Source organism: Variovorax sp. UC74_104 (assembly GCF_044055375.1).
Classification (GTDB): Bacteria; Pseudomonadota; Gammaproteobacteria; order Burkholderiales; family Burkholderiaceae_C; genus Variovorax.
This window is the reverse complement of record NZ_CP171978.1, coordinates 583,080-598,248: the sequence shown is the minus strand read 5'-3', so window position 1 is coordinate 598,248 and position 15,169 is coordinate 583,080. Positions and strand designations below refer to the sequence as shown.

14 protein-coding genes and 1 pseudogene are annotated in these 15,169 nt (G+C 69.6%); 12 read left to right on the top strand and 3 right to left on the bottom strand.

Annotation, left to right across the window (positions count from 1 at the left end; all coding sequences use genetic code 11):
* Positions 1 to 10: 10 nt before the first annotated feature.
* Complete coding sequence (locus ACHMXA_RS02945; RefSeq protein ID WP_395318334.1) at positions 11 to 913, bottom strand: LysR family transcriptional regulator; 903 nt, start codon at positions 911 to 913, stop codon at positions 11 to 13.
* An 87-nt stretch (positions 914 to 1,000) separates the two neighbouring features.
* Between ACHMXA_RS02945 and ACHMXA_RS02940 the strand changes: the two genes are divergently transcribed.
* The 7 genes from ACHMXA_RS02940 (at position 1,001) to ACHMXA_RS02910 (ending at position 7,117) form a co-directional block, all read left to right on the top strand.
* Positions 1,001 to 1,384 (top strand): DoxX family protein, encoded by a 384-nt coding sequence (locus ACHMXA_RS02940; RefSeq protein ID WP_395318332.1) that lies wholly within the window; start codon positions 1,001 to 1,003, stop codon positions 1,382 to 1,384.
* A gap of 39 nt (positions 1,385 to 1,423) precedes the next feature.
* Complete coding sequence (locus tag ACHMXA_RS02935; protein ID WP_395318330.1) at positions 1,424 to 2,008, top strand: NADPH-dependent FMN reductase; 585 nt, start codon at positions 1,424 to 1,426, stop codon at positions 2,006 to 2,008.
* Positions 2,005 to 2,871, top strand: a complete 867-nt coding sequence (locus tag ACHMXA_RS02930) for a pirin family protein (RefSeq protein ID WP_395318328.1) — start codon at positions 2,005 to 2,007, stop codon at positions 2,869 to 2,871. Before ACHMXA_RS02935 ends, ACHMXA_RS02930 begins: the two co-directional genes overlap by 4 nt.
* Positions 2,872 to 2,973: 102 nt before the next feature.
* Complete coding sequence (locus ACHMXA_RS02925; protein ID WP_395318326.1) at positions 2,974 to 4,182, top strand: M20 aminoacylase family protein; 1,209 nt, start codon at positions 2,974 to 2,976, stop codon at positions 4,180 to 4,182.
* A gap of 22 nt (positions 4,183 to 4,204) precedes the next feature.
* The gene (locus ACHMXA_RS02920; RefSeq protein ID WP_395318324.1) at positions 4,205 to 5,203 is read left to right on the top strand and encodes a tripartite tricarboxylate transporter substrate-binding protein; all 999 of its coding nucleotides are present in this window, start codon (positions 4,205 to 4,207) and stop codon (positions 5,201 to 5,203) included.
* Positions 5,204 to 5,300: 97 nt separating this feature from the next.
* On the top strand, positions 5,301 to 5,759 hold the full coding sequence (locus ACHMXA_RS02915) for a helix-turn-helix domain-containing protein (protein ID WP_395318323.1): 459 nt from the start codon (positions 5,301 to 5,303) through the stop codon (positions 5,757 to 5,759).
* On the top strand, positions 5,753 to 7,117 hold the full coding sequence (locus tag ACHMXA_RS02910) for a HipA domain-containing protein (protein WP_395318321.1): 1,365 nt from the start codon (positions 5,753 to 5,755) through the stop codon (positions 7,115 to 7,117). The genes ACHMXA_RS02915 and ACHMXA_RS02910 overlap by 7 nt, the downstream gene beginning before the upstream one ends.
* Here ACHMXA_RS02910 and ACHMXA_RS02905 read toward each other — a convergent pair.
* Together ACHMXA_RS02905 and ACHMXA_RS02900 are read right to left on the bottom strand one after the other, a co-directional pair.
* Positions 7,101 to 8,059 (bottom strand): annotated as a pseudogene (locus tag ACHMXA_RS02905) (tripartite tricarboxylate transporter substrate-binding protein). The gene ACHMXA_RS02910 and the pseudogene ACHMXA_RS02905 overlap by 17 nt on opposite strands.
* A gap of 105 nt (positions 8,060 to 8,164) precedes the next feature.
* The gene (locus ACHMXA_RS02900; protein ID WP_395318319.1) at positions 8,165 to 10,162 is read right to left on the bottom strand and encodes an acetoacetate--CoA ligase; all 1,998 of its coding nucleotides are present in this window, start codon (positions 10,160 to 10,162) and stop codon (positions 8,165 to 8,167) included.
* 236 nt (positions 10,163 to 10,398) lie between these two features.
* Between ACHMXA_RS02900 and ACHMXA_RS02895 the strand changes: the two genes are divergently transcribed.
* From ACHMXA_RS02895 to ACHMXA_RS02875, 5 genes are all read left to right on the top strand, one after another.
* Entirely contained in the window at positions 10,399 to 11,070 is a 672-nt protein-coding gene (locus ACHMXA_RS02895) for a Crp/Fnr family transcriptional regulator (protein ID WP_395318317.1), read from the top strand.
* Between the two features lie 124 nt (positions 11,071 to 11,194).
* Positions 11,195 to 11,911 (top strand): glycine zipper 2TM domain-containing protein, encoded by a 717-nt coding sequence (locus tag ACHMXA_RS02890; protein ID WP_395318315.1) that lies wholly within the window; start codon positions 11,195 to 11,197, stop codon positions 11,909 to 11,911.
* Between the two features lie 159 nt (positions 11,912 to 12,070).
* Positions 12,071 to 12,988: a dihydrodipicolinate synthase family protein gene (locus ACHMXA_RS02885; RefSeq protein WP_395318313.1), complete on the top strand. Its 918-nt coding sequence runs from the start codon at positions 12,071 to 12,073 to the stop codon at positions 12,986 to 12,988.
* 81 nt (positions 12,989 to 13,069) lie between these two features.
* The gene (locus tag ACHMXA_RS02880) at positions 13,070 to 14,203 is read left to right on the top strand and encodes a branched-chain amino acid ABC transporter substrate-binding protein (protein ID WP_395318311.1); all 1,134 of its coding nucleotides are present in this window, start codon (positions 13,070 to 13,072) and stop codon (positions 14,201 to 14,203) included.
* A gap of 18 nt (positions 14,204 to 14,221) precedes the next feature.
* A complete protein-coding gene (locus ACHMXA_RS02875; RefSeq protein WP_395318309.1) occupies positions 14,222 to 15,160 on the top strand; it encodes a 4-hydroxyproline epimerase in 939 nt (312 codons plus the stop codon).
* Positions 15,161 to 15,169 lie beyond the last annotated feature (9 nt).

Below are 15,169 nucleotides of genomic sequence, written 5' to 3'. Positions count from 1 at the left end.
GGCCGCGCGGCTATTTCAGCACGTCCATCTGGTCGAGCTTCCCCATCACCAGCCCGATGAACGCAGACACCGCCAGCGGCAGATGCTTGCGGCTCGGGTAGACGACGTTGAGCCCGCGCCCGGCGTACTCGTACTGCGGCAGCACGCGCACCAGCTGGCCCGCCTGCTCGTCGCGCGTGGCCATCGCGGGCGGCAGCTGCGCGATGCCGAGTCCGGCCAGCGCGGCCCTGCGCAGCGCCTGGGCGGTGTTGCCGGTGAAGCGGCCGGTGACCTGCACTTCCTCTTCCACGCCGTCGGGGCCGGTGAGGCGCCAGGTGGTGTGGCCGGTGGGTGTCGACGGGGTCACGCAGTCGTGCCGGGCCAGGTCCTGCAGGCTCTTCGGTTCGCCGCGCCGGGCGATGTAGGCGGGGCTCGCCAGCAGGCCGGCGCTGCGGGTGACCAGCCGCCGGCCCACGTAGCCCGAATCGCGCAGCACGCCGCCGCGGAAGGCCACGTCGATGCGCTCGGCGATCAGGTCGGCGGCTGCGTCGCTGAGCGCGAAATCGAGCTTGACCAGCGGATGCTCGGCCAGGAAGCCGGCCACCCATTCCATCGGGAAGAAATCGAAGAAATCCGCCGGCGCGGCCACGCGCACCAGGCCGCTGGGTTCCTGGCCGCCCGCCGCCAGCGCCTGCCCGGCGGCGGCGAGCCCGTCGATGTGGCCGGCGCACTGGTCGTGGAAATCCTGCCCGGCGCTGGTCAGCGTGAGCTTGCGGGTGGAGCGCTGCATCAGCCGGGTGCCCAGTTGCGACTCGAGCTGCTGGATGCGCCGGCTCACGGTGTTGGGCGGCAGGCCCAGGCGCCTGCCTGCCTCGGCGAAGCTGCCGTGGCGCACCACCTGGACAAAGACGGCGGCGTCGTTGAGGTCGAACATGGCGGGCTGATTCCTTCAATTCGTGGACGAGTGCAATCCGACTCTACCGCCTAGTCGATCAATGGGTGCGTGCCTAACCTTGAGCCCATGACTACTTCATCCCTTGCTTCTCCTACCCAGCGCCGCATCGTCTGGGGCGTGCGCATCCTGCTGGCGCTGGCTTTCGGCGCCGCGGGCGCGGCCAAGCTGGCCGGCGCGCAGCAGATGGTCCAGGTGTTCGACGCCATCGGCTTCGGCCAGTGGTTCCGCTATGTGACCGGCCTCGTCGAGGTCGGCGGCGCGGTGCTGCTGCTCGTGCCCGCGACCGGCTTCCTCGGCGGCCTGCTGCTGTTCGCGACCATGGTCTGCGCCGTCGCCACGCACCTGCTGCTGATCGGCGGCAACCCCGCGCCGGCCGTGGTGCTGGCGCTGCTGTCGGGCTTCGTCGCCTGGCGGCTGCGGCCGGTGCCGCAGCCGGCTTCGGCCGCCTGAACTTCTCTTCCTTCTTCTTCCAAACCCACGGAGTACCCCATGACCGCACAACAACCCCGCATCGGCATCATCCTCGGCTCCACCCGCGAAGGCCGCTTCGGCGAGAAGCCCGCGCAGTGGATCCATGAGATCGCGAAGCAGCGCACCGACCTGGCCTTCGAGCTGGTCGACCTGCGCGACCACCCGCTGCCTCTTTTCGACGAAGCCGGCGCGCCGGCCTGGGGCCCGGTGAAGAACGAGGCCGCGCAGCGCTGGCAGGCGAAGCTGGCCACCTTCGACGGCCTGATCGTCGTCACGCCCGAATACAACCACGGCCCCGCCGCGGTGCTGAAGAACGCCATCGACTGGGCCTACAAGGAGTTCATCCGCAAGCCGATCGGCTTCGTGGGCTACGGCGGCGTGGGCGCGGCGCGCGCCATCGAGCAGCTGCGGCTGGTGGCGGTCGAGATGCAGATGGCGCCGGTGCGCCACGCGGTGCACATCGGCATGGTCGAGTTCCTGGGCATCTGGCAGCAGGGCAAGAGCTTCGCCGACTTCCCGCATCTGGCGCAGGCGGCCACCACGCTGCTCGACGACATCGCGTGGTGGGCGAAGGCGCTGAAGAGCGCGAGGGAGGCCGCATGACGACCACGGCCATCGAAACGAGCGCCCGCGGCATCGTCTATCGCACGCGCGGCTCGCGCCACGGCGGCATCACGCGGCTGATGAGCCCCGGCGACCTGGGCGAATTCCTCAAGCCCTTCGTGTTCCTCGACCTCTTCGGCTTCGACGTGACCGGCGGCCACAAGGGCTTCGGCCTGCATCCGCACTCGGGCATCGCCACGCTGACCTGGCTGATGGAAGGCGACACGCAGTACGAGGACACCACCGGCGAGCAGGGCACGCTGCACGGCGGCGGCGTCGAATGGATGCGCGCCGGCAACGGCGTGTGGCACACCGGTGCGCCCGCGCCGGGCGTGGAGCGCGTGAGCGGCTTCCAGCTGTGGGTAGCGCTGCCGCCTTCGGAGGAGAACGCGCCCGCGCAGAGCATGTACCTCGCGCCCTCGCAGGTGCCGCAGGAAGGCCCGGCGCGCGTGCTGCTCGGGCGCTACGGCGCGGCGCAGAGCCCCGTCGCCGCGCCTTCGCCGATGAACTACCTGGCCGTGAAGCTCAAGGACGGCGAACGCTGGACCTACGTGCCGCCGGCCGGCCACACGGTGGGCTGGATCGCCGTGAGCGGGGGCGCGCTCGAGGCGGGCCAAGACACCGGCGGCACCGGCGGCCCCGTCGCCGCGGGCGAGCTCGCGGTGTTCGAGGAATCGGGCGCGGCCATCGATTTCGTGGCGCACGGCGACACGGCCTTCGTGCTGGGCTCGGCGCAGAAGCATCCGCACGAGCTGGTGATGGGCTACTACTCGGTGCACACCAGCAAGGCCGCGCTCGAGCAGGGCGAGGCCGAGATCCGGCGCATCGGCGCGAGGCTGCGGCAGGAAGGGCGAATTGCGTAGCAGCCTGGCCGGCGGTTGATCCGGCGTGCGCGCAGCGGGCTGCTGCGCCAGAATCGTTCGCTTCTTCTTCCATCGAACGAGTCCGCTGCCAGCAGCCCCGCCATGAACATCGCCGATTCCTTCATCACCAACGCCGCCCGCTTCGTCGAGATCCGCCGCGACATCCACGCCCATCCCGAGCTCGGCTTCGAGGAGCACCGCACCTCCGACAAGGTCGCAAAGCTGCTCGCCGAGTGGGGCATCGAGGTGCACCGCGGCATCGCGGGCACGGGGCTCGTCGGCGTGCTGCGCAAGGGCACGGGCAGCCGCACCATCGGCCTGCGCGCCGACATGGACGCGCTGCCGCTGCACGAGGCCAACGAGTTCGCCCACAAGTCGACGCACCCCGGCCGCATGCACGCCTGCGGCCACGACGGCCACACCACCATGCTGCTGGCCGCCGCCTGGCACCTCTCGCAGCAAGGGCCCGACGACTTCGACGGCACGGTGAATTTCATCTTCCAGCCCGCCGAGGAGATGGGCAAGGCTGGCGCGAAGAAGATGATCGACGAGGGCCTGTTCGAGCGCTTCCCCTGCGACGCCGTCTTCGGCCTGCACAACTTCCCGGTGGGCGACGTGGGCCGCTTCGCGCTCAACGAAGGCGCGCTGATGGCCTCGAGCAACACCTACATGATCACCGTGCGCGGCCGCGGCACGCACGCCTCGATGCCGCACACCGGCATCGACCCGGTGGCGGCGGTGGTCACGCTCGCGCAGCAGCTGCAGACCATCGTGGCGCGCACCATCCCGAGCACCGAGCGCGCGCTGCTCGCGGTCACGCAGCTGCAGGGCTCCGATGCGCCGAACGTGATTCCCGACGTCGCCACCGTCGGCGGCACCATCCGCACCTTCTCCATCGACGCCATCGACAAGCTCGAAGCCCGCCTGCGCGAAGTGGCAGCGGGCGTGGCGGCGGCACACGGCTGCACGGCCGAGGTGTTCTTCAAGCGCTCGTCGCCGCCGACCGTGAACCACCCGGCCGAGGCGCGCTTCGCCGCCAGCGTGATGCGCGAGGTGGTGGGCGACGACATGGTCACCGACGACTTCCCCGCCGTGATGGGCGCCGAGGACTTCGCCCACATGCTGCTCGCGCGGCCCGGCTGCTACGCCTTTCTTGGCAACGGCGACGGCGACCACCGGCTCGACGGCCACGGGCCCGGCCCTTGCATCATCCACAACACCTCGTTCGACTTCAACGACGAGATCATCCCGATCGGCGCCAGCTACTTCGTGAAGCTGGTGCAGCGCTGGCTGCCGGCGGCGCGCGCCTGAAGTCGTTTCCTTCCTGTTGACGATGACCAAGAAAGTGGCGACGCAGATGACCTCCACCCGACTCACCCGACGTTCATTCACCGCGATTGCCGCTGCAGCGGCGCTTTGCAGCATCGCTCCCGCACATGCGCAGCAGCGCGTGATCCACATCGTCGTGCCCTTCGGCACCGGCGCGGTGCAGGACACGGTGGCGCGCGCCTTCAACAACGAGCTGGGCGCCGCGCTGAACGCCAGCGCCATCGTCGAGAACCGCGCGGGCGCGGGCGGCACCGTGGGCGCGGCGATCGTGGCGCGCGCGCCGGCCGACGGCAACACGCTGGTCCTCGCCGCGGCGAGCCACAACATCGCGGGCTTCCTTTACAGCAAGCTCAGCTACGACCCGCTGAAGGACTTCGTCGGCGTCGCCAACGTCGGCAACGCGGGCTACGTGCTGGCGGTGTCCAGCGGCATGGGCGTGTCGAGCACGGCCGACTTCATCAAGGAGGTCAAGGCCAACCCCGGCAAGTACAACTACGCCTCGGCCGGCAACGGCAGCGCCACGCACCTGGCGATGGCCTCCTTCCTCGCGAAGGCCGGCCTGCAGATGACGCACATCCCGACCAAGTCGACCGGCGAGGCCGTCAACGAGGTGCTCGCGGGCCGCGTGCAGGCGGTGATCTCGTCGAGCATCGGCGTGATGGGCTTCCAGGAGGACGCGCGCATGAAGCTGCTGGCCTCCACCGGCCAGTCGCGCAGCCCCTTCCTGCCCAAGCTGCCCACCGTGGCCGAGAGCGGTCTGCCCGGCTACGCCTTCGATTCGTGGATCGGCCTGCTCGCACCGGCCGGCACGCCCAAGGCCGAGGTCGAGCGCCTGAACGCCGTGACCAACAAGGTGCTGGCCGACCCCGCGATCCAGGAACGCTTCAAGCGCCTGGGCGTGGAGCCGCGCAGCCAGAGCGCGGAGGAGTTCCAGAAGCTGCTGCGCGCGGACTGGGATGCGATGGGGGCGGTGGTGAAGGCGTCGGGGGCGAAGATCGACTGATGGCAGGGAAATTACAAGCCTGAACTTATATTGAAGAAAAATACGCCAAAACCGATATTTTGACAAAACAAGACAAGGCCGATATTCTGCAGGCGCAATGGAATATCCCCTGCGCTTCGTCGATCAGCTGCGCCCGCATCTCAAGGCCCTGCGCAAGCAGCGCGGCCTGACGCAGGCACAGGCCGGCGCCCTCATCGGCGTCAGCCAGGCCCGCATCGCGGAAATCGAGGCGAACCCCGGCGCGGTCAGCTTCGAGCAGCTGATGAAGCTCCTGTCGGCGCTGGGCGCCTCCTTCAGCCTGCGTGAGGAAGCAGCGCCCAGTCCAGTGCCCGTGGCCGCGGAAGAGCCCGCGCTGTACGACGCCGTGAAGCTTCCGCCCGGCCCATGGACCGCCACGCCGATGAGCGACCAGTCGGTGCTGGTGCGGCTGGAAGCCGAATCGCCAGGGGCGCCGGGCGAATCGCTTCGCGCACTCCAGGCGCTGAACCCCGGCAAGGACGTCAAGCCCACCTCGCGCCGGAATTTCGTCGTCCGGCCCAAGAGGGAGTCGTGGTGACGCAGGCCCTCGACGCCTGGATGAACGGAGAGCGCGTAGGCACCTGGATCGTCGAACGCGGCGCCCATTCCTTCCGCTACGACCCGGCCTGGTCCGAATCGCCGCGGCGGCGATCGCTGTCGCTGTCGATCCCGCTCAACAGCGCGCTCGAGGTTCGCGGCGAGGTGGTCCGCAACTACTTCGACAACCTGCTGCCCGACAACGACAGGATTCGCGCGCGGCTGCGCAACCGCTTCCGGCTCAAGGACGCCACGGCCTTCGGCCTGCTCGAAGCCATCGGCCGCGACTGTGTCGGCGCCGTTCAACTCGTGCCCGAAGGCGCCATGCCGCAAGGCTGGAACGCCATCGACTGCGAGCCGCTGGACGAGGCGCAGATCGCCGACCTGCTGCAGGCCGTGCCGTCCGAAGACGCGCCGCAAGGCATGCGCGACGAAGACCTGTTTCGCATCTCGCTGGCCGGCGCGCAGGAAAAGACGGCGCTGACCCGCTGGAATGGCGCGTGGTGCCGGCCGCATGGCGCCACGCCCACCACGCACATCGTGAAGCTGCCGCTCGGGCTGATCGGCGGCTCCAGGCGCGTGGACGCCTCCGACTCGGTGCAGAACGAATGGCTGTGCGCGCAGATCGTGCTGGCCCTCGGCCTGCCGGTGGCACCGACTTCCATGGCCACCTTCGGCGGGCAGACGGTGCTGGTCGTGGAGCGCTTCGACCGCGAGTGGATGGACGGCAGGACCTGGATCGCACGCCTGCCGCAGGAAGATTTCTGCCAGGCCCTGGGCCTGCCGTCGGAAAAGAAGTACGAGCAGCACGGCGGGCCCGGCATGCCGAAGTGCCTGCAGCTGCTGCAAGGCAGCAGGAGCGCCGAGGACGGCGCGCGCTTCCTGCTCGCGCAGCTGGCTTTCTTCCTGCTCGCGGCCACCGACGGGCATGCCAAGAACTTCTCGATCCATCTCCAGCGCGGCGACGCCTACGAGATGACGCCGCTGTACGACGTCATCTCGATGTGGCCGTATTTCGGCGATGGCGCCAATCAGTTCCAGCCGCGCAGGGCGGGCCTGGCGATGGCGATCCGCTCGAGGAATGCGCACTACGTGTTCCAGACCATCCAGGCCCGCCACTGGCATGGCCTGGCAATGAAGAACGGCGGCATCGGTGTGTGGAACGCGATGCTCGAGCTGGTGGCATCGGTGGAGGCCGCGCTGGGCGAGGTCGAGGCGCTGCTGCCGCCGGACTTTCCCGCGCGCACCTGGGAGGTCATCTCGCAGGGCATGCGAGGCGAGGCGAAGCGATTCCTCGCGGGTGCCGACATCGCCTCGCAGGAGGCTGCTCAGGACTCCGCGCTCAGGACTCCGAAGTGAACCCGATCTGCTTCACCAGCGGCCCCCAGCGCTCGTACTCGGCCTTCTGGTCGGCGGCCATGTCCTGTGGCGTGCTGCCGTTCGCGACCAGGCCGACCAGGGCCAGCGCGTCGATCACGGCCTTGTCCTTCAGCGCCCGGGTGATGGCCGCGTTGGCGGTGGCGATGGTGGCGGCGGGCGTCCTGGCCGGCGCGTAGAAGCCGAACCATTCCTCGGAGGTCACGTCGGGGTAGCCCAGCTCAGTGAAGGTCGGCACGTCGGCAGGAATGGCGAGCGCTTCTTGCCGGAGGTGGCCAGCACGCGGATGCGGCCGGCCTTCACGTACTGCAGGTAGTCGCCGCTTGGGTTCATGGCTGCCGCGATCTGGCCGCCCACCAGGTCGGTGATGCTGGGCACGGTGCCGCGGTAGGGCACGTGCTTGATCTCCACGCCCGCGCGCATGCCCAGCAGCGCGCCCAGCAGGTGCGGCATGGAGCCGGCGCCTGGCGAGCCGTAGCTGGCCTTGTCGGGATTGGCCTTGGCCCAGGCCAGGAAGTCCTTGAGCGTCTTGACCTCCGCCGGGACCGAGGGGCCCACGGCCAGGCCGTGGAACATCACCGCGCCGATGGACACGGCCGTGACGTCCTCGGGCTTGTACGAGAGCTTCGGATAGATGTACGGATAAACCGACAGCGCCGACACGGGCGCCAGCGCCAGCACCGAGCCGTCGGCCGGCAGGGCCTTGAGCGTCTCCAGCGCGATGCGTCCGCCCGCGCCGGGCTTGTTCTCCACGTAGCCCGGGTTCTTGCTGTAGGGCGTGCCGCCGAGCTTCTCGGCCACGCGGCGCGCCACGCTGTCGCCGGCGCTGCCGGCGGGAAAGCCGTAGATGACCTTCACCTGCTCCAGCGCCTGCGCAAGGGCGGCGAAGGGCGTCAGTGCGCCGGCGGCGGCGGCGCCTGCCATGGCGTTGAGGAAGTGGCGTCGTTGCATGTGCTGTGTCTCCTTGAGTTGTGTGTATGCGAAAGGGCTGGGGGAAAACGAAGGCGGCCCCGGGAGGCTGCCGGGGAATCAGGCCGCCGCGCGCCGGCGGGCGTAGTCGATGAAGAACGCGAGGCTGCGCGGGTTCTGCATGCTGTCGGGGCTCGCCACCTTTTCGGCCGGCGTGCCCAGCAGCAGCTTGCGCAGGGGCACTTCCATCTTCTTGCCGCTGAGCGTGCGCGGGATCTCGTCCACCTGCACGACGTCGTCGGGCACGTGGCGCGCCGATGCCTTGGTGCGGATGGCGGCGCGGATGCGCTCGACGAGGGCCGCGTCGAGCGCCATGCCCGGCTGCAGCACCACGAACAGCGGCATGAACGAGGGACGGCCCAGGTATTCGAGGTCGACCACGACGCTGTCGCGCACCTCGGGCAGCTGCTCGACCACGCGGTAGATCTCGGCGGTGCCCATGCGGATGCCGAAGCGGTTGATGGTGCTGTCGGAGCGCCCGTAGATCACCGCGCTGCGACGCGGCGTGAAGCGGATCCAGTCGCCGTGGCGCCAGACGCCAGGAAAGGTCTCGAAGTAGCTCTCGCGGTAGCGCCGGTTCTCCGGATCGTTCCAGAAGTACAGCGGCATCGAGGGCATGGGCTTGGTGATGACCAGCTCGCCCACCTCGTCGACCACCGGCCGGCCGGCGTCGTCGAATGCGTACGCCGCCACGCCGAGCTCGGGGCACTGGATCTCCCCGGCGTGCACCGGCAGGCTGGGCGCGCAGGCCACGAAGCCCGATGCGATGTCGGTGCCGCCGCTGATCGAGGCCAGCCAGAGGTCGGGCTTGACGGCGTCGTAGACCCAGAGATAGGCCTCCACCGGCAGCGGCGAGCCGGTCGCGTTGATGGCGCGCAGCCGCTCCAGGTTCGCGATGTCGCGCGGGCGCAGGCCGTCCTTCATGCAGTTGGCCAGGTAGGCCGCGCCGCAGCCGAACAGCGTGACGCCCTGCTCGCCGATGAAGCGCCACAGCGCGCCGGCGTCGGGCCAGGCGGGGTTGCCGTCGAACAGCACGATGCTCGCGCCTGTCAAAAGCGCGCCCACCTGCAGGTTCCACACGATCCAGCCGGTGCTGCCGAGGAACAGCAGCCGGTCGCCCGCGCGCAGGTCGTGCTGCAGCGCCATGGTCTTCAGGTGCGTGAGCACGATGCCGCCATGGCCGTGCACCATCGCCTTGGGCAGGCCGGTGGTACCGGACGAATAGACGATCCACAGCGGGTGGTCGAAAGGCAGGCGTTCGTAGCGCGGCGGCGCGTCCTCGCGCAGCGCGTCGGCCCAGTCGACGCGGTCGCGCCAGTCGGGTGCCGGGGCCTCGTCGCCCGGGCCCGGCACGTGGATCACGCGCTTCACGCTGGGCAGTTCGGCCAGCAGTTCCTTCACCTGGGCGCCGCGGTCGTGGCGCTTGCCGTTGTAGCGGTAGCCGTCGGTCGCCAGCAGCAGGCAGGGCTCGATCTGGCGCAGCCGGTCGAGGACCACGCCCGGGCCCATGTCCGGCGCGCAGCTCGACCAGATGGCGCCGATGCTGGCACAGGCCAGGAAGGCGACGACGGTCTCCGGCCAGTTGGGCAGGTAGCCCGCCACCCGGTCGCCGGGGCCGATGCCCCATGCGCGCATCTGCCCGGCCAGCGCGGCGGCGTCGCGCTCCAGCTCGGCCCACGACATGGTGCGCAGCGGCGCGTCTTCACTGCGCGAGATGATCGCGGGGCTCGCCGGGTCGTTGCCCACCCTGCGGAACACGTTCTCGGCGTAGTTCAGCCGCATGCCGGGAAACCACTGCGCACCGGGCATCTCGCGCTGCGCGAGCACCGGTTGCGCATCGCCCTCGCCCACCACGCCGAAGTACTCCCGGATCGACTGCCAGAAGGGCTCCAGCGCGTCCACGGACCACTGCCAGAGCTCCTCGTAGCCGCCCGCCGGCACGCCGTGGCGTTCGGCCAGCCACTGCTGGTAGGCATGCAGTCCGCTGGCGCGGACCTGTTTGGCCGAGGGTGTCCACAGCAGCTGGCCGTGGGCGTCGGAAGGGGGCGAATCGTGCATCGTGTAGCTGGCATCCGGAAGCCGCCCGGCGGGCGGTTCGGGCCGGATTGTTCGGTGGATGCGGCGGCGATACTGTTGGAAATGAGACATTTGAATTAAGGGTTTGCCCGTTGCAAAAGAAGCCACAGGAGCCCTCGCAAGGGCCGCCTCACGAGCCGCCGGGCGCATCTCGTCGGCGGGCGCCGGCGGCCCTTCCTTCGAGGCGCCCGAAGGCGGACGAACCCGCGGGCCTCGGCATGGACGAGCTGCTGCGCCTGTCGTCGTGGAGCGCTGCCTTGCCTGCGCTGCTGCGCAAGCGGGTGATGGAGCGCATGCGCGAGCACCGGGTATCGAAGGGCCAGCTGCTGGGGCGGCGCGGCGAGATTCCGTCGGCCTGGTTCGGGCTGATGGAGGGGCTGCTCAAGACCTCGGTGCTCGCCGCCGACGGCCGCAGCTCCACGCTCGGCGGCATCCTGCCGGGCTGCTGGTTCGGGGAGGGCGCGCTGCTGCGCGGCAAGCCCCGCCATGCCGACTACGTGGCGCTGCGCGACAGCCGGGTCGCGCTGCTGCCGCTGGACGACTTCGCCCGCCTGCTGCAGGAGCACCCGGCGTTCAAGGACTTCATCTACGCGCAGATCAACGAGCGCCTGCACTACTTCATGGACCACGTGGGCGACGTGCGGCTGATGCGCGGCCCCGCGCGCGTGGCGAATGCGCTGTGCGGGCTGGCCCATCCGCTGAACAACCCGCTCGGGCTGATCCACCTGCCCATCGCGCAGGACGAGCTCGCGGCCATCGCCGGCGTCTCGCGGCAGCGCTGCAACCTCGCGCTGCAGCACATGCAGGCCGAAGGCTGGCTGCACGTCGGCTACGGGCAGCTGACCCTGCTGGCGCTGGAGCCGATCGCGGCCATGGCCCGGGCGGGCTGACCGCTCTGTGGCGGCGCATCTTGCTGGAGGTGCCTTGTAGGACGCCGGCGGATTGAACTTCGCGTGCCCCGAAGCCATGCTCTGGCGGTGCCCCCGCCCTGCGCCGGGGCTGAAAGGAAATCTCATGAATTCGACATCGCCCCTCGAACAGCCTGCGGCCGTGCACGCAGGCAAATCGCCCAAGGTGCTCTGGGCCGTGATCGGCGTGCTGGTCATCGCGGTCGCGGCGCTCGGCGGGGTGCTGCTGCACAGGCAGGGGCAGGAAACGGCGGCGCCCGCCGCCACACCCTTGGCCGCTGCCGCTACCGCGGCGACTGCCCCGGCGCCCGACGACTTCAAGCCCGAAGCCATGCCGCCCGCGCCTGCGATGCCGCCGCCCGCGGTCGGCGCCGGCGCCGCTCCTCAGCCGATGGCCGCCGTGCCGCAGTCAGCGCCCGCTCCCGTGAATTCGACGGCCGTTGCGGCAGCCGAGCCCGCGCCCGCCACGCGCGCAGCGCCACCGTGCGCGGTCTGCGGCCGCGTCGAGTCGGTCCGGCCGGTACAGCGCGAGCAGAAGACCAGCGGTGTCGGCGCCGTCGCGGGCGGCGTGGTCGGCGGCCTCGTCGGCAACCAGTTCGGCCATGGCAACGGCCGCGTCGCCACCACGGTGCTGGGCGCGGTCGGCGGCGGCTTCGCGGGCAACGCCATCGAGAAGCACGTGCGCACCGTCACCGTCTACGAGGTCGGCGTGCGCATGGACGACGGCAGGCTGCGCACCGTCGAGACGAAGACTGCGCCGCCGATCGGCAAGCCGGTCACGCTCCAGCGCGGCGTGCTGCGTCCCGCCGACGGCCACAAGTAGGCGGGCCGGCCTTGCGCAGGGCTTTCGCGCCCTGCGCCCCCTCCGTATCACAGAAGAACACGACGCAAAAGAGCGCTTGCCCCAAAAGTATCTTGACCGTATATCCTTAATATATTTAGAGTCCGGTGCTTTCCACCGCACATCCGAAGGAGCGATCAAGTGAGCAATCCCCGCTGGCAGGGCATCTTTCCCGCCGTCACCACCAAGTTCCACGCCGACGAGAGCATCGACGCCGAGGGCACCGCCCGGCACATCGATTTCCAGATCCGCAACGGCATCCACGGCCTCGTCACCTGCGGCTCGCTCGGCGAGGCCAGCACGCTGACGCTGGAGGAGAAGCTGCAGGTCGCCAAGATCGCGCTCGAAGCCGCCGACGGCCGCATCCCGGTGCTGGCCAACGTCTCGGAGACCAGCACGCGCGAGGCGCTGCGCTACGTCGACGGCGCCAACAGGCTCGGCGTGGCCGGCTTCATGGTGATGCCCTCGGTCATCTACGTGGCCGATGCGCGCGAAGCCATGCTCAACGTGCGCACCATCGCCAACGCGGCGCAGAAACCCATCATGGTCTACAACAACCCGGTGGCCTACCGCGTCGACCTGAAGCCTGCGCACATGGTCGAGCTGGCCGACTGCGAATGGATCGCCGCCATCAAGGAAAGCACCGACGACATCCGCCGCATCACCGACCTGCGCAACACCGTGGGCGAGCGCTACCAGCTGTTCCTCGGCGTCGACGACCTCGCCTACGAGGGCCTGGCGCTGGGCTGCGACGGCCTGCTCGCCGGCGTGGGCTGCGCCTTTCCGCGCGAGACGGTGGCGCTCTACGACCTGATGAAGGCCGGCAAGTTCGCCGAGGCGCTCAAGCTCTACCAGTGGATGACGCCGATGCTGCACCTCGACGTGTCGACCAAGCTGGTGCAGAACCTCAAGCTCATCGACGCGCTCGTGGGCGTGGGCACCGAGCACATGCGCCGCCCGCGCCTGCCGCTCGTCGGCGCCGAGCGCGAGTATGTCGAAGGCATCGTGAAGAAGGCGCTCGCGACGAGGCCTGTTCAATACCAGTCGGTCATGCAATAAACCGACGGCGCGCCGGCACCGGCTTACCGGTCGGCTGCCGGCCGCGTGTTTTTCATCGTCCCCAACCCAGCAGGAAGAAGCATGAAGACAAAAGCAGGCATGGTTTCGTTTCTCGGTCTCGCGGCCCTGGCCCTCGCCGGCCAGGCGCATGCGCAGGAGCAGGTGGTCAAGATCGGCCACAGCGGTCCTCTCTCGGGCCCCAACGCCTTCGCGGGCAAGGACAATGAAAACGGCGTGCGCCTCGCCGTCGAGGAGCTCAACGCGAAGAAGCTCGTGGTCGGCGGCAAGACGCTGAAGTTCGAGCTGGTCTCCGAAGACGACCAGTGCGACGCCAAGACCGGCGTGAGCGTGGCGCAGAAGTTCGTGGACGACGGCGTGAAGTTCGTCATGGGCCCGTACTGCTCGGGCGTGGCCATCCCGGCTTCGCGCGTCTACAGCGACGGCGGCACCATGGTCTCGACCGTGGGCACCAACCCGAAGGTCACGCAGGGCGGCTACAAGAACCTCTACCGCATCATCGCGAGCGACAACCAGATCGGCGGCGCCATGGCCGTGTATGCGGCCAAGGAGATGAAGCTGAAGAAGGTCGGCGTGATCGACGACCGCACCGCCTTCGGCCAGGGCCTCGCCGAGGAATTCACCAAGGAGGCGAAGAAGCAGGGCCTCACCGTGGTCGGCCAGGAGTTCACCACCGACAAGGCCGTGGACTTCACCGCCATCCTCACCAACATGAAGGCCAAGGCGCCCGAGGCCATCTTCTTCGGCGGCTACGCGCCGCAGGCCGCGCCCATGGCGCGCCAGATGAAGCAGCTCGCGGTGCCCGGCAAGCTCTTGGGCGGCGACACCGTCTGCAGCCCCGCCACCGGCAAGCTCGGCGGCGACGCGGTCAACGACCTGGTGTTCTGCGCGCAGGGCGGCTCCATCCTCGAGAAGGCGCAGAGCGGCCCGGCCTTCAAGGAGAAGTTCAAGAAGCGCTTCAACGTCGATCCCGACGCGTACGCCGCTTCGTACTACGACCAGGTGCTCTTCATCGGCGAGTCGATGAAGAAGGCCAACTCCATCGACCCCGACAAGGTCGGCGCCGAGCTCTACAAGGCCACCTACAAGGGCGTGGCCGCCACCTACGCCTACGACGACAAGGGCAACATGAAGCAGGCGCCGATCACCGTGTTCACCTTCAAGAACGCGGCACCCGTGCCCATCGCGAGCTACTGAGGCAAGGCGAAGAACGACATGCACCGCATCCAGGTCATCGACTCACACACGGGCGGCGAGCCCACGCGCCTGGTGATCGGGGGCTTCCCCGACCTGGGCAAGGGCAGCATGGCCGAGCGCCGCACGCTGCTCGCCGAGCGGCACGACAAGTGGCGCGCCGCCGCCGTGCTGGAGCCGCGCGGCAGCGACGTGGTGGTGGGCGCGCTGTTGTGCGAGCCGGTCTCGGCCGACGCGGCCGCGGGCGTCGTCTTCTTCAACAACGCCGGCTATCTCGGCATGTGCGGCCACGGCACCATCGGGCTGGTCGCGAGCCTCGCGCACATGGGGCGCATCGGCATCGGCGAGCACCGCATCGAGACGCCCGTGGGCACCGTGACCACCACGCTGCACGAAGACGGCTCGGTGAGCGTGCGCAACGTGCCCGCCTATCGGCACCTGCGGCAGGCGGCGGTCGAGCTGCCCGGCCACGGTATCGTGCGCGGCGACGTGGCCTGGGGCGGCAACTGGTTCTTCCTCGTGAGCGAGCACGGCCAGCGCGTGGCGAGCGACAACCTCGCCGCGCTCACCGACTACACCGCCGCGCTGCGTAGGGCCCTGGCGGCACAGGGCATCACCGGTGCCGACGGCGCGGAGATCGACCACATCGAACTCTTCGCCGACGACAGCGAAGGCGCCGACAGCCGCAACTTCGTGCTTTGCCCCGGCAACGCCTACGACCGCTCGCCCTGCGGCACCGGCACCAGCGCCAAGATCGCCTGCCTCGCGGCCGACGGCAAGCTCGCGCCGGGTGAGGTGTGGAAGCAGGCCAGCGTGATCGGCAGCGTCTTCGAGGCCAGCTACGCGCTCGACGGCGAAGGCCGCGTCATTCCCACGCTGCGCGGCCGCGCGCACATCAGCGCAGAGGCCACGCTGCTGATCGACGACGCCGATCCCTTCGGCTGGGGCATCCGGCTCTGACCACGGGCA

Excerpts from the sequence above, each read along its gene's own strand:
- ACHMXA_RS02895 (WP_395318317.1), top strand. The coding sequence starts at position 10,399 with ATGGACGAGCTGCTGCGCCTGTCGTCGTGGAGCGCTGCCTTGCCTGCG.
- ACHMXA_RS02875 (WP_395318309.1), top strand. The coding sequence starts at position 14,222 with ATGCACCGCATCCAGGTCATCGACTCACACACGGGCGGCGAGCCCACG.
- ACHMXA_RS02880 (WP_395318311.1), top strand. The coding sequence starts at position 13,070 with ATGAAGACAAAAGCAGGCATGGTTTCGTTTCTCGGTCTCGCGGCCCTG.
- ACHMXA_RS02925 (WP_395318326.1), top strand. The coding sequence starts at position 2,974 with ATGAACATCGCCGATTCCTTCATCACCAACGCCGCCCGCTTCGTCGAG.
- ACHMXA_RS02935 (WP_395318330.1), top strand. The coding sequence starts at position 1,424 with ATGACCGCACAACAACCCCGCATCGGCATCATCCTCGGCTCCACCCGC.
- ACHMXA_RS02890 (WP_395318315.1), top strand. The coding sequence starts at position 11,195 with ATGAATTCGACATCGCCCCTCGAACAGCCTGCGGCCGTGCACGCAGGC.
- ACHMXA_RS02940 (WP_395318332.1), top strand. The coding sequence starts at position 1,001 with ATGACTACTTCATCCCTTGCTTCTCCTACCCAGCGCCGCATCGTCTGG.
- ACHMXA_RS02915 (WP_395318323.1), top strand. The coding sequence starts at position 5,301 with ATGGAATATCCCCTGCGCTTCGTCGATCAGCTGCGCCCGCATCTCAAG.
- ACHMXA_RS02930 (WP_395318328.1), top strand. The coding sequence starts at position 2,005 with ATGACGACCACGGCCATCGAAACGAGCGCCCGCGGCATCGTCTATCGC.
- ACHMXA_RS02945 (WP_395318334.1), bottom strand. The coding sequence starts at position 913 with ATGTTCGACCTCAACGACGCCGCCGTCTTTGTCCAGGTGGTGCGCCAC.
- ACHMXA_RS02900 (WP_395318319.1), bottom strand. The coding sequence starts at position 10,162 with ATGCACGATTCGCCCCCTTCCGACGCCCACGGCCAGCTGCTGTGGACA.
- ACHMXA_RS02920 (WP_395318324.1), top strand. The coding sequence starts at position 4,205 with ATGACCAAGAAAGTGGCGACGCAGATGACCTCCACCCGACTCACCCGA.